Below are 12,671 nucleotides of genomic sequence, written 5' to 3'. Positions count from 1 at the left end.
GCCCGGAGACCTCCCGCGAGCCGTGTCGACGCGGTGGGCGGGCGCGGGCCGGCCCGGGCGACCGCCTCGGCGTCGCGTCCCCCGGTCCAGGCTCCGGCCACCCCGCCCACGGGACACCGCACGACGACCCGGACGACCCCGTCCCCCTCGCCGACGCACTCGGCGACGGTCCCACCGTGCCGGGCCACGACTCGTCCGGCGGCCGCGCACGCGTCGTGCCCGGACCGCAGCGCCGTCGCTCCCGCGAGCGCCGCGAGGTCGGCCGTCGTCTGCGCCTGCGACCGTGCGGCCTGCGCGGCGCCGAGCGCCGCGAGGAACGCGGCGAGCGCCAGCTCGACCGCGATCAGGCCGATGACGAGCACCGTCCCGGAGCCGTTCTCGCGGCTGCGGGCGCTCACGGCTCGACCAGCGCCGACGCGGTCGCGGACGCGCGCAGCGGCCCGAAGCCGGACCACCCGCCCACGACGGGCGCCGTCACCGTGACGGTGACCCAGTCCGCGTCCCGCCGCGTCGACACCTCGGCCCCCGCACCCGCGACGTGCCGGGCGTCCGCGACCACGGCCGCGTCGTCGTCCCCGAGCGCCGCGGCGCGGGCGCCGGTGCGGGCCGCGTCGAGCGCGCGCAGGTGCGCGGACGACGCCGACCCGACGGTGAGGACCACCACCAGCACGAGGACGACGGCGGGCAGCGCGACCGCGAGCTCCGCGGTGACGCTGCCCCGCTCGCGGTCGCGCACGCCTCAGCCCACCGACAGCGCGGACTTCACGATGCCGAGCAGCATCCCGCGCACCTCGTCGCTCTTGAGGATCACCAGCAGCAGGCCGGCGAACCCCACGGCCGCGAGCGTCGCGACCGCGTACTCGGCGGTCGCCATCCCGGCCTCCCGACCGGCGAGGCGCGAAGCGCCCGCGAGCCCTCGGGCACGTCGGACCACGCCCGCCGCTCCCGTCCGGACCGCTCCCGTCCGGACCGCGCCCGTCCGGACCGCGCCAGGACCGGTCGCGTCCGCGCTGCGACCGGCACCACGCGCGGCGCGCGTGGTGTGCCCGTCGTGCCCCCGGGTGGCCGTCGGACGGTCTTCCTTGCTGAGCAGGATGCTCATGGTCGTCTCCCCTCCGGTGACGGCACCCTGCCGTCACCACGCACACCGTGCCGCGCCTGCCCGGACCCGTGCCGCGCCGCCCCTGCAGTCGTCCGCGGGCTGTGGGCCGGCCCCTGGACGACCGACCGGTGCACGACCCTCACCCCAAGGCCCCGGCGCCGTACGCGACGAGCACCGGCACGATCCCGACGAGCACGAACGCCGGCAGGTAGCACAGGCCGAGCGGGAGCACGAGGCGCGTCCCGAGGCGCCCGGCGGCTGTCGCGGCGTGCTCGCGCCGCTCTCGGCGCAGGTGCTCGGCCGCGGCGCGCAGCGCGGGCCCCGGCGCGGCCCCACGGTCCCAGGACGGCGCGAGCACGTCGGCGACCACGAGCCCGGTGGGCCCGGGCCCCGGCGCGTCCGCCCACGCGTCCGTCCACGACGCCCCGAGGGCCAGGCGGTCGGCGGCCCGGCGCAGCGTGACCCCGTCGGGGCCGGGCACCGCGGCCCCGACCGCCTCGAGGGCTCGCGGTAGCCCGACGCCCGTGCGACCGGCTGCCGCGAGCAGGGCGAGCACGACGACGGTGTCGCACGACGCGGTGCCGCCCACGCAGGCCGCGGCGTCACCGGGCGTCGTCGCGTCCGTCAGGCGGCGTGCGCGACGGTGGGCGACCGGGCGCCAGGGGGCGAGGGCGGCGAGCGCGAGCAGCGCCACGACCACGCCGACGGCCGCGTCCACGGCCGCGCCGCCGGGCGCGGTCGTCATCGGGCACCCCGCTCGGCATCGGTCCGGACGGTGCGCACGAGTGCACCGGTCCACCGCCGCCCCGCCTCGACGAGCAGGGCGGCGAGCACCACCGTCGCCCACCCGGCCGGCCCGCCGAGCAGGAACGCGACCGGGTCGACGCCCAGCGCGTAGCCGAGCCCGACGCCCGCGAGCGGCAGCCACAGCAGCACCCGCGCGCTGGCGCGCGGCCCGGCGAGCGCTGCCTCCTGCTCGGCCCGCACCTCGTGCGCGACGGCGAGCGCGGCCCCGACGTCGTCGAGCACGTCCGCGAGCGGCGCCCCGAGGTCGACGGCGAGCCGCACCGCGGCGACGACGCCCCACGCGGCCCGGGTGCCGTCGGCCGCCCCGCGGCCGCTGAGCCGACGCGCGAGCGCACCCGGGTCGGGCACACCGGTGGCGTCGCACGGCACGCTCGCGACGGCCCGCCACGCCTCACCGGGCGGCGCACCCGAGCGCAGCAGCGCGGCGACCTGCGCGACGAGCACGGGGGCCGGTGCCGCCTCCGCGCCCGCGCGCCGGCGCCGGCCGGTGCCGCGACCGCCGGTGCCGCGCCCGGACCGCGGGTCGAGCGCCCGGGCCCGGCGCCGCGCCGAGCACCCGCCGAGCGGTGCCCCGCGGCACGCCGCCGTCGCAGCCGCCAGCCCGACGAGCACGCCGACGACGACGTCGGTCAGCACGCCCGCTCGACCCCGGCGTCCAAGGGCCCGGCGTCCACCGGCCCGGCGTCCGCGACGCCCGGTGGGTCAGCCGCACCCCACGTCGCGGCCGCCGCACGCCACCCGGGGCCCTCGTGCACCGGCCCGCGCCCGTCCCACCGCGCGACGACGTCGACGACGAGCTCGCCCCGTTCGTCCCGCCCCACGCGGCCGAGCTCGGCGACGTGCCGGACACGCGTCGCGGGGTCGCGCCGCAGGTGCAGGACGACGTCGAGCGCGCTGGCGGCCTGCGCGGCGACGGCGTCCCGGCCGAGGCCCGCGAGCGCGGCGAGCGCCTCGAGCCGCGCGGGCACGTCGGACGCGGTGTTGGCGTGCACGGTCGCCATGCCGCCGTCGTGACCGGTGTTGAGCGCGAGCAGGACGTCACGCACCTCGGCGCCGCGGCACTCCCCGAGGACGATCCTGTCGGGTCGCATGCGCAGCGCGTGCCGGACGAGCTCGTCGAGCCCGACCGCGCCGGACCCCTCGACGTTCGCGGCGCGCGGCGTGAGGTGCAGGACGTGGGGGTGCCGGGGCGCGAGCTCCCGGGCCTCCTCGACGCACACGACGCGCTCGCCGGGCGGGACGAGCGCGAGCAGCGCGGCGAGCAACGTCGTCTTGCCGGTGCCGGTCGCCCCGGAGACGAGCACGTTGGCACGCTGCGCGACGAGCCCGGCGAGGACGGGCCGCCACGCGCGGGGGACGGCGCCTGCCGCGACGAGGTCGTCGAGCCCGAGCGCGCTCGGGCGGTGCGTCCGCAGCGAGATCGCGGCGCCCGCCGTGCACAGCGGCGCGACGACCGCGTGGAGCCTCGTCCCGTCGGGGAGCCTCGCGTCGACGGCGGGCTGCTGGTCGTCGAGCCGTCGCCCGCCGGTGGCGGCGAGCCGCACCGCGAGCGCCCGGACGTCTGCCGGCCCGTCGAGCCGGACGGTCGCGCGCTCGAGCCCGCGGCCGCGGTCGACCCAGACGTCCCCGGCGGGGTTGACGAGCACGTCGGTCACGTCGGGGTCGTCGAGCAGCGGCTGGACGGGTCCGGCGCCGGCGATCTCGGCGGTGACGGCGCGGACGAGACCGGCGGTCGCGGCGCTGCCGACGACGAGCCCGGTGGTGCGCAGCGCACGGGCGACGTCGGTCTCGGTGGGTGCGTGGCCCGCGGGCCGGGTGCCGAGCCGCTCGCGGACACGCGCGACGAGGGCGGGGTCGGGCCGGGTCACCGCACCGCCCCGAGCAGGGCCCTGGCCGCGGACCGGAGCGCGGTGCCGCGCCCGACGCGTGGGCCCGTCCCGCGCTCGACGTCGGCGGCGGACCGGCGGTCGTGCCGCACGCGCGCGACGACGGGCAGGCCGAGCGCGTCGGCGACGTCCGCGGGATGAAGGTGCCCGGTGGGCCGGGCGGCGACGACGGCCACCTGCGCCCCCACCGCCCCGCCCGCGCCGGCCGTCCCTGCGGGCCGCCGCGTGGCGGCGAGCGCGTGCGCCAGCCCGACGACGGTGCGCGGCACGACGAGAGCTGTCGTCGCGTCGCCCGGCACCGAGGCCGCGGCCGCGCCGGGCACGTCGAGGACGAGGGTGGTGCTGCCGGACCGCAGCGCGTCGAGGACGGCGGTGCGCACGTCGTCGGCGACGTGCCCGGGGCGTCGCCGGTCGGCGCTGAGCACGGGGACGCCGCGCCACCGGGGCAAGGACGCGAGGAGCTCGCCGGCGGGCACGACGCCGCGGGCGGCGTAGAGGTCGGGCCAGCGCGCGCCGACGACGTCCTCCACGCCGAGCAGCACGTCGAGGCCGCCGCCCTCGGTGTCGAGGTCGACGAGGGCAGCGGGTCCGTCGGCGCGCGCGACGGCCGCGACGGCGGCGGCGAAGGTGGAGGTCCCGACCCCGCCGCACGACCCGACGACGGCGAGCACGCGCGCGTCGACGGCGACCGGCCAGGGCGTGTTCCGTGAGACGGGTGGTGGCATGGGGCCGAGCCTGGCCTGCGGGCGACCCGCAGCGGGAGATCGCCGGGGCCGCGGGCGCTGCACTGTGGAACCAGATCGTGACGAAACGACCGTGTACGGGCGTGAGCGCAGGGCTACGCTCGCACGATGACGCGAGCGGCAGCGTTCTTCGACCTCGACAAGACGGTCATCGCGACCACCTCCGCGATGGCGTTCTCGCGCGAGTTCTACGCGGGCGGCCTCGTGACCCGGGCGGAGGGGCTGCGCAGCGCGTACGCCCACTTCGTCTTCATGCTGGGCAGCGCGGACGCCGACCAGACGGAGCGCCTGCGGGCGAGCATGAGCACGCTCGTGACGGGCTGGGACGTCGCGCAGGTGCGTGAGATCGTGACGAGCTCCCTCGCGACCACGATCGACCCGGTCGTCTACGCGGAGGCGGTCGACCTCATCCGCGAGCACCACGCCGCGGGCCGGGACGTCGTGATCGTGTCGGCGTCGGCGTCCGACCTCGTCGCCCCCATCGCGGCGGTGCTCGGTGCCGACGACTTCATCGCCTCGCAGATGGAGGTCGCGGACGGCCGCTACACCGGGAACATCACGTTCTACGCGTACGGGGAGCACAAGGCCGAGGCGATCCGCGACCTCGCAGCCCGCGAGGGCTACGACCTGGCGGCGTCGTACGCGTACTCCGACTCGGTCACGGACGTGCCGATGCTGTCCGTCGTCGGGCACGCGACGGCGGTCAACCCGGACCGCGCGCTGCGCGCCGCGGCGGACGAGCGGGGCTGGGAGGTGCGGCGCTTCGCGCGCCCCGTCTCGGCCCGTACCGCGCTGACCTCGAAGCCCGTGCTCGCGACCGCCGGGGCGGTGACGCTGGCCGGGGTGGTCGCCCTCGTCTGGGGTGTCGCCCGACGCCGCCGCGCCTGACGCCCGGGGCACCGAACACCGGTAGAACAGGCTGTGCAGATCCACGCGGACGTCGGCGCCGGGGTTGTGGTCAGGCGCGTTCGGGCGGAATGTGGAAGGCCACAGCACAGAGCGGCACGGGACCCCCGCAAGACACCCTTTCGTCCACGTGAAGCGCCGACCGGGCTTGTCCCGTCGCGGCGGCTTGAAGAAAGAACGGCGCGGATACCCGACCCTCCCGCTGGCGGTGCGGCACCCCGACGACGGGGTGCCGTTCTCGCGTCCGGAGCCGTCTCGGGCAGGCGCTCGGCACGCCCTGTGGAATGCTCCGACGCGTGACCGGCCCGCTGCGCGTCCCCGACGACGAGAACCTCGTCCACACCTGGCGCGGTCTGCCGATGCGGACGCGACGGGTCGACGCACCGTCACACGACCGAGCCTGCGACGGTCCGAGTTTGGAACCGATCCGTCCGAACCATGAGTAGCATGTGACCGACCTCACCCGCGCGGCACCCGGCACCCGCCTGGCTGCCCCGCGTGTGACGATGGCGTGAGCCACCGCACCAGAGACGATGCGCAACACGGAGGACGACGTGCCACAGCCCGAGACCTCGAGCCTCGAGAACCTGCTCCACGAGACTCGGAGCTTCCCCCCCACCCCGGAGTTCGCCGCGCAGGCGAACGCGCAGCCCGGCCTCTACGCGGAGGCCTCCGCGGGCCGTCTCGCGTTCTGGGCGCAGCAGGCGACCGAGCTCCTCACCTGGAAGACGCCTTTCACCGAGACCCTCGACTGGTCCGGTGCGCCGGTGGCGCGCTGGTTCGGCGACGGCATCCTGAACGCGGCGTACAACGCGGTCGACCGGCACGTCGAGGCCGGCCACGGCGACCGCGTCGCGATCCACTTCGAGGGCGAGGGCGGCGACACCCGCACGGTGACGTACGCGGACCTGCAGCGCGAGGTGTCGCGCGCGGCGAACGCGCTCGCGGCCCTCGGCGTCGAGAAGGGTGACCGCGTCGTCATCTACCTGCCGATGCTCGTCGAGTCGGTCGTCGCGATGCTGGCGTGCGCGCGCATCGGCGCGCCGCACTCGGTGGTGTTCGGCGGGTTCTCCGCGGACGCGCTCCGCAGCCGCATCGCGGACGCCGAGGCGAAGCTCGTCATCACGGCCGACGGCGGCTTCCGCCGCGGCGCCGCCTCCCCGCTCAAGCCGGCGGTCGACGAGGCGCTCGAGGAGCGCGAGGGCGAGCCCGCGACGACCGTGCAGCACGTCCTCGTGGTGCGTCGCACGGGCGGCGACGTCGCGTGGACCGAGCACCGCGACGTGTGGTGGCACGAGGCCCTCGAGTCCGCCGACGTGCGGCACGAGCCGGTGTGGGTCGACGCCGAGCACCCGCTGTTCATCCTGTACACGTCGGGCACGACCGGGAAGCCGAAGGGCATCCTGCACACGACCGGCGGCTACCTCACGCAGGCGGCGTACACGCACAGGAACGTCTTCGACCTCAAGCCCGAGTCGGACGTCTACTGGTGCACCGCCGACATCGGCTGGATCACCGGCCACTCGTACGTGACGTACGCCCCGCTGATCAACGGCGCGACGCAGGTCGTCTACGAGGGCACGCCGGACAGCCCGCACCGCGGCCGCTGGTGGGAGATCGTCGAGAAGTACGGCGTGACGATCCTCTACACGGCCCCGACGGCGATCCGCACGTGCATGAAGTGGGGCGAGGACATCCCCGCGCAGTTCGACCTGTCGTCGCTGCGCGTGCTCGGGTCGGTGGGCGAGCCCATCAACCCGGAGGCGTGGATGTGGTACCGCCGCGTCATCGGCGGCGACAAGGCCCCCATCGTCGACACGTGGTGGCAGACCGAGACGGGCGCCATCATGATCAGCCCGCTGCCGGGCGTCACGGCGACCAAGCCGGGCTCGGCGCAGGTCGCCCTGCCGGGCATCGTCGCGGACGTCGTGGACGACGAGGCGCACTCCGTGCCGAACGGTGGCGGCGGCTACCTGGTGCTGTCGGAGCCGTGGCCGTCGATGCTGCGCGGCATCTGGGGCGACCTGGAGCGCTTCAAGGACACGTACTGGTCGCGCTTCGAGGGCCTCTACTTCGCCGGCGACGGCGCCAAGAAGGACGAGGACGGCGACATCTGGCTGCTCGGCCGCGTGGACGACGTCATGAACGTCTCGGGCCACCGCCTGTCGACCACGGAGATCGAGTCCGCCCTCGTGTCGCACGAGATCGTCGCGGAGGCCGCCGTCGTGGGCGCTGCCGACGACACGACCGGCCAGGCCGTCGTCGCGTTCGTGATCCTGCGCGGAGAGCACGCCGACAAGGCGGCGACCCCCGAGGGCTCCGACGAGGTCCAGCTCACGCTGCGCAACCACGTCGCGAAGGAGATCGGCCCCATCGCGAAGCCGCGCCGCATCCTCGTCGTGCCGGAGCTGCCGAAGACGCGATCCGGCAAGATCATGCGCCGCCTGCTGCGTGACGTCGCCGAGAACCGCACGGTGGGCGACGCGACGACGCTCGCGGACTCGTCCGTCATGGACCTCATCTCGGCGGGTCTCGCGACCCCCGGGGCGTCGTCGGAGGACTGACCCACCGGGACGGTACCGTCCCCGCTCGACCATGTGATCCGGGCCCCTCCGCGCCGTCGGAGGGGCCCGGACCACGTCCGGAAGGGGCGCGCGCGGGACTTCACCCGGCCCCTGACCTGCAGGCTTGCTGTACACACAGGTTTTCGTGATCAAATTGTGACGTGAACGAGTTCACGTCCGCCGTCGCGTCCCTCTTCTCCGTGGGTCGCACCCTCGAGTTCACGCTCGACGACGTCCCGGCACTCCTGACCCCGGAGGACGCCGCCGCCGTGCGCGCCCTCGCCCGCGCGGCCCGCGAGACGGACGGCGTCGCTCCGCTCTCCGAGCAGCCCCTGCTGTGGCTCGAGGCCGCCGACGCCCCCGTGCGCCACGTCCTCGCCCGCGCGTCCGGAAGCACGAACCGCGGCCCGTCGCTCCTCGGCTACGCCCAGCTCGACCTCGGCGGGACGTCGCGCGCGAGCGCCGAGCTCGTCGTCCACCCGTACGTCCGCCGGCGCGGCATCGGCGTCGCCATGCTGTCGCGCGTGCAGCACCTCGCACAGGCCCGCGGCCGCATGCTCGCCCTGTGGGCGCACGGCGACCTCACGGCCGCCCGGCGCCTCGGCGCGTCGCGCGGGCTGTCCGTCACCCGCGAGCTGTGGCGCATGGGCCGCCCGCTGCCCGCGGACCTCGTCGCCGCCGACCTGGACGCGGGGGCGACGCCGGCCGGCGTGACCGTCCGCGACTTCGTCCCCGGGCAGGACGAGGCGGCCTGGGTCCAGCTCAACGCACGCGTCTTCGCGTCCCACCCGGAGCAGGGGCGCGTGTCGCTCGCCGACGTCTCGGCCCGCGAGCGCGAGCCCTGGTTCGACCCGCGCGGGTTCGCCCTCGCCGAGTCGGACGGCGAGCTCGTCGGCTACTGCTGGACGAAGGTCCCGCCGCAGGCCTCGCGCGGGGAGCGCACGGGCGAGATCTACGTCCTGGGCGTCGACGAGAGCGCGCGGGGCACCGGGCTCGGTCGCTGGCTCCTGCGTGACGGCCTGCGTCGGCTGGCCGCCGTGGGCGTGACGCAGGTCGAGCTCTACCTCGACGGCGACAACGAGGCCGCGAAGGCCACCTACCTCGGCTCGGGATTCTCGCGGCTCGCTGCCGACGTGCAGATGACGAGCGTCTGACGCGAGCACCTCTGGTCTCCGGACCGGTCTTCCGCCCGGTCTCCGGAAGCACACCCGTCGTTCACCGATCGGTGACACCATGAGGTCATGACGGAGCCGCTGACCGACACGCACCGCACCGACGCCCGCGCCGAGAACAAGGTGCCCGGGGACAACAGGCCCCTCGACCCGGAGCTCGCCGCGCACATCGCCGAGCACATCGCTCCGTCCGTGGTGGACGACGACCCGGCGGACGCCGACGCCGTCGAGCTCGCCCCCCTCCCGGACGACCGGTTCCTCGACCGCGAGCTGTCCTGGCTGGCGTTCAACGACCGGGTGCTCGGCCTCGCGGAGGACGACTCGCTCCCCCTGCTGGAGCGGGTCCGGTTCCTCGCGATCGCGGCGTCCAACCTGGACGAGTTCTTCATGGTGCGGGTCGCCGGCCTCAAGCGACGCATCGCCACGGGGATCGCGGTGACGGCCGCGTCGGGCCTCGCGCCGCACCAGGTGCTCGAGGCCATCAGCGAGCAGGCGCACTCCTTCATGACGCGGCACGCGCGCGTGTTCCGCGACCAGGTGCAGCCCGCGCTGGCCGGCGAGGGCATCACGCTCGTGCACTGGGACGAGCTGTCGGACCACGAGCAGGAGCGCCTGCACAAGTACTTCCGCAAGCAGATCTTCCCGGTGCTGACGCCGCTGGCCGTCGACCCGGCGCACCCGTTCCCGTACATCTCGGGGCTGTCGCTCAACCTCGCCGTCGTCGTCGCGAACCCCACGACGGGCAAGCAGCACTTCGCGCGCGTCAAGGTCCCGCCGCTGCTGCCGCGCTTCATCGCGGTCGACGCGCGCGGGCGCCCGTCCGCGCCGAGCACGCAGACCGCGGACCCCGAGAAGGGCCCGACGTCGTTCGTGCCCCTCGAGGAGATCATCGGCGCGCACCTGCACTACCTGTTCCCCGGTATGGAGGTGCGCGAGCACCACACGTTCCGGGTGACCCGCAACGAGGACGTCGAGGTCGAGGAGGACGACGCCGAGAACCTCCTCCAGGCCATGGAGAAGGAGCTCCTGCGGCGCCGGTTCGGCCCGCCGGTGCGGCTCGAGCTCGCCGAGGGCATCAGCTCCCGGATCCGCGACCTCCTGGTGCGCGAGCTGGACGTCGACGCGTCCGAGGTCTACACGCTGCCGGCACCGCTGGACTTCACCGGCCTGAACGTCATCGCCGACCTGGAGCGCCCCGAGCTGCACTATCCGCGCTTCGTCCCGACGACGCACCGCCAGCTCGCCGAGGTCGAGTCCTCGCTCCCGACCGACATCTTCGCCGCGATCCGCACCCAGGACGTCCTGCTGCACCACCCGTACGACTCGTTCTCGACGTCCGTGCAGACGCTCCTGCAGCAGGCCGCCGCCGACCCGCACGTCCTCGCGATCAAGCAGACCCTGTACCGGACGTCGGGCGACTCCCCCATCGTGGACGCCCTCATCGACGCCGCGCAGGCGGGCAAGCAGGTCCTCGCGCTCGTGGAGATCAAGGCGCGGTTCGACGAGCAGGCCAACATCTCCTGGGCGCGCAAGCTCGAGCAGGCGGGCGTGCACGTCGTGTACGGGATCGTCGGCCTGAAGACGCACTGCAAGCTCGCGCTCGTCGTCCGGCAGGAGCCCGACGGCTCCCTGCGGCGCTACTGCCACGTCGGCACCGGGAACTACAACCCGAAGACCGCGCGCCTCTACACGGACCTCGGTCTGCTGACGTCCGACCCGGACGTGGGCCAGGACCTCACGCGCCTGTTCAACCAGCTGTCCGGGTACGCGCCGCGCTCCACGTTCCACCGCCTGCTCGTCGCCCCGCGCAGCGTGCGCGCCGGGCTCGTCGAGCGCATCGACCGGGAGCGGGAGGCCGCCCTCGCGGGTCGTGAGGCGTGGATCAAGATCAAGGTGAACTCGGTGGTCGACGAGATCGTCATCGACGCCCTGTACCGGGCGTCGCAGGCGGGCGTGCGCGTCGACCTCGTCGTGCGCGGCATCTGCGCGGTGCGGCCGGGCGTGCCGGGGCTGTCCGAGTCCGTCCGCGTCCGGTCGATCCTGGGCCGCTACCTCGAGCACTCCCGCGTCTTCGCGTTCGCGAACTCCGCCCCGGACACCGACCTCGACGTGCCGTCCGACACCGCGCCGCAGGGTCCCGAGATCTTCATCGGCTCGGCGGACCTCATGCACCGCAACCTCGACCGCCGCGTCGAGGCGCTCGTCCGGATCACGGACCCCGGCCAGGTCGCGGAGCTCGTCGACATGCTCGAGCTCTCCATGTCGGACGCGACGAGCTCGTGGCACCTGCACCCGGACGGCCGCTGGGTCCGCCACGCCGCCGCCGAGGACGGGACGCCGCTCACGGACCTCCAGGACCTCTACATCGCGCGGCAGCGCGCCAGGCTGTCGTCGAGCCGGTCCGCGGCCTCGTGACCCACCCGCTCCACGCCGGTTACACGTCGCCGAAGCCCTCCCGGGCGACGGCGTCGCGGCCGCTCGTCCTGCCGTCGGCCGAGATGTCCCTGCGGCGCGTGCACAAGGCGCCGCGGTCGCGGGTCATCGAGTCGGCCGGGGCGCTCGTGTGGCGCGAGCGCAAGGGGCGGTTGCAGGTCCTCCTGGTGCACCGTCCGCGGTACGACGACTGGTCCTGGCCGAAGGGCAAGGTCGACCCCGGGGAGACGCAGGCGGTCACCGCGGTGCGCGAGGTCATGGAGGAGACCGGGGTCCACGTCGTCCTCGGCACTCCGCTCCCCGGGCTGCAGTACCTGGTGCCCGACGGCCGGGTGAAGCGCGTGCACTACTGGGCGGCGACGCCCGCGAAGCACCGGCACGAGGCGGCGCTGGCGGCGCGCTTCCCCGTCGCGCCCGTCGACCCCGCGGAGATCGACGAGAGCCGCTGGCTGGACGTCGACGACGCCGCGGAAGCACTCACCCGGCAGGCCGACCGTCAGCCGCTCGTGGCTCTCGTGCGCGAGCACGAGCACGAGCGCCTCGTCACGCGTCCCCTGGTGGTCGTGCGCCACGGCACCGCGATGCAGCGGGCCTACTGGGCCGGCACCGAGCTCACGCGCCCGCTGCTGCCCGCCGGGTGGGCCCAGGCGGCCGCACTCGTGCCGATCCTCGCCGCGTACGGGGTGGTCGACCTGGTGACGAGCGAGTGGACGCGCTGTGCGCAGACGGTCGCGCTCTACGCACGCGCCGCCGGCCTCGAGCCGCACCAGCACGACCGGCTGACGGAGGCGGACCACAAGCGGTCGCCCGCGCTGGTCGCCGCGATCGTGCGCGACCTGCTCGACTCGCCGATCCCCGCAGCCCTGTGCACGCACCGGCCGGTGCTCCCGACGGTGCTCGACGTGCTGGCGGAGCACTCCCGCCGCCCGGTCGCGGACGCCCTGCCGCAGCACGACCCGTTCCTCGAGCCGGGCGACGCCGTCGTGGCGCACGTCGCGACGACGGCGAAGGGGCCGCGGGTGGTGGCGGCCGAGACGGTGCGTCCCGTCGTCTGACCT

General features: G+C 75.4%; 11 protein-coding genes and 1 pseudogene. 5 read left to right on the top strand and 7 right to left on the bottom strand.

Translation table 11 applies throughout. The features are described 5' to 3' along the window. Positions 1-56: 56 nt before the first annotated feature. The 7 genes and pseudogenes from CLV34_RS06730 to CLV34_RS06700 form a co-directional block, all read right to left on the bottom strand. Positions 57-398, bottom strand: a pseudogene (locus tag CLV34_RS06730) (Rv3654c family TadE-like protein); the annotation flags it as partial. Beyond that, positions 395-736 (bottom strand): TadE family type IV pilus minor pilin, encoded by a 342-nt coding sequence (locus tag CLV34_RS06725; protein ID WP_100349501.1) that lies wholly within the window; start codon positions 734-736, stop codon positions 395-397. The pseudogene CLV34_RS06730 and the gene CLV34_RS06725, both read right to left, overlap by 4 nt. A gap of 3 nt (positions 737-739) precedes the next feature. Further along, positions 740-1,102 (bottom strand): DUF4244 domain-containing protein, encoded by a 363-nt coding sequence (locus tag CLV34_RS16920; protein ID WP_245859065.1) that lies wholly within the window; start codon positions 1,100-1,102, stop codon positions 740-742. A gap of 139 nt (positions 1,103-1,241) precedes the next feature. After that, positions 1,242-1,847: a type II secretion system F family protein gene (locus tag CLV34_RS06715; RefSeq protein WP_100349500.1), complete on the bottom strand. Its 606-nt coding sequence runs from the start codon at positions 1,845-1,847 to the stop codon at positions 1,242-1,244. Continuing rightward, entirely contained in the window at positions 1,844-2,545 is a 702-nt protein-coding gene (locus CLV34_RS06710; RefSeq protein WP_100349499.1) for a type II secretion system F family protein, read from the bottom strand. Before CLV34_RS06710 ends, CLV34_RS06715 begins: the two co-directional genes overlap by 4 nt. Next, on the bottom strand, positions 2,539-3,777 hold the full coding sequence (locus tag CLV34_RS06705) for a TadA family conjugal transfer-associated ATPase (RefSeq protein WP_100349498.1): 1,239 nt from the start codon (positions 3,775-3,777) through the stop codon (positions 2,539-2,541). Before CLV34_RS06705 ends, CLV34_RS06710 begins: the two co-directional genes overlap by 7 nt. Then, the gene (locus CLV34_RS06700) at positions 3,774-4,520 is read right to left on the bottom strand and encodes a CpaE-like family protein (protein ID WP_100349497.1); all 747 of its coding nucleotides are present in this window, start codon (positions 4,518-4,520) and stop codon (positions 3,774-3,776) included. The genes CLV34_RS06705 and CLV34_RS06700 overlap by 4 nt, the downstream gene beginning before the upstream one ends. Before the next feature lie 126 nt (positions 4,521-4,646). Between CLV34_RS06700 and CLV34_RS06695 the strand changes: the two genes are divergently transcribed. The 5 genes from CLV34_RS06695 (at position 4,647) to CLV34_RS06675 (ending at position 12,668) form a co-directional block, all read left to right on the top strand. Beyond that, positions 4,647-5,426: an HAD family hydrolase gene (locus tag CLV34_RS06695; protein WP_100349496.1), complete on the top strand. Its 780-nt coding sequence runs from the start codon at positions 4,647-4,649 to the stop codon at positions 5,424-5,426. Between the two features lie 551 nt (positions 5,427-5,977). After that, positions 5,978-8,008, top strand: coding sequence for an acetate--CoA ligase (acs, locus tag CLV34_RS06690; protein ID WP_100349495.1), 2,031 nt, complete (start codon positions 5,978-5,980; stop codon positions 8,006-8,008). A 161-nt stretch (positions 8,009-8,169) separates the two neighbouring features. After that, positions 8,170-9,162 (top strand): mycothiol synthase, encoded by a 993-nt coding sequence (gene mshD, locus CLV34_RS06685; RefSeq protein ID WP_245859061.1) that lies wholly within the window; start codon positions 8,170-8,172, stop codon positions 9,160-9,162. 87 nt (positions 9,163-9,249) lie between these two features. Next, complete coding sequence (locus CLV34_RS06680; protein WP_100349494.1) at positions 9,250-11,595, top strand: RNA degradosome polyphosphate kinase; 2,346 nt, start codon at positions 9,250-9,252, stop codon at positions 11,593-11,595. Further along, positions 11,592-12,668, top strand: coding sequence for an NUDIX hydrolase (locus tag CLV34_RS06675; RefSeq protein WP_342747205.1), 1,077 nt, complete (start codon positions 11,592-11,594; stop codon positions 12,666-12,668). Before CLV34_RS06680 ends, CLV34_RS06675 begins: the two co-directional genes overlap by 4 nt. The last annotated feature ends 3 nt before the right edge of the window (positions 12,669-12,671 follow it).

The sequence above is a fragment of the Luteimicrobium subarcticum genome (assembly GCF_002798015.1).
Classification (GTDB): Bacteria; Actinomycetota; Actinomycetes; order Actinomycetales; family Cellulomonadaceae; genus Luteimicrobium; species Luteimicrobium subarcticum.
The sequence above is the reverse complement of the archived record's forward strand: the minus strand, read 5'-3'. Positions and strand labels throughout refer to the sequence as shown.

Excerpts from the sequence above, each read along its gene's own strand:
- CLV34_RS16920 (WP_245859065.1), bottom strand. The coding sequence starts at position 1,102 with ATGAGCATCCTGCTCAGCAAGGAAGACCGTCCGACGGCCACCCGGGGG.
- CLV34_RS06715 (WP_100349500.1), bottom strand. The coding sequence starts at position 1,847 with ATGACGACCGCGCCCGGCGGCGCGGCCGTGGACGCGGCCGTCGGCGTG.
- CLV34_RS06700 (WP_100349497.1), bottom strand. The coding sequence starts at position 4,520 with ATGCCACCACCCGTCTCACGGAACACGCCCTGGCCGGTCGCCGTCGAC.
- CLV34_RS06680 (WP_100349494.1), top strand. The coding sequence starts at position 9,250 with ATGACGGAGCCGCTGACCGACACGCACCGCACCGACGCCCGCGCCGAG.
- CLV34_RS06695 (WP_100349496.1), top strand. The coding sequence starts at position 4,647 with ATGACGCGAGCGGCAGCGTTCTTCGACCTCGACAAGACGGTCATCGCG.
- acs (WP_100349495.1), top strand. The coding sequence starts at position 5,978 with ATGCGCAACACGGAGGACGACGTGCCACAGCCCGAGACCTCGAGCCTC.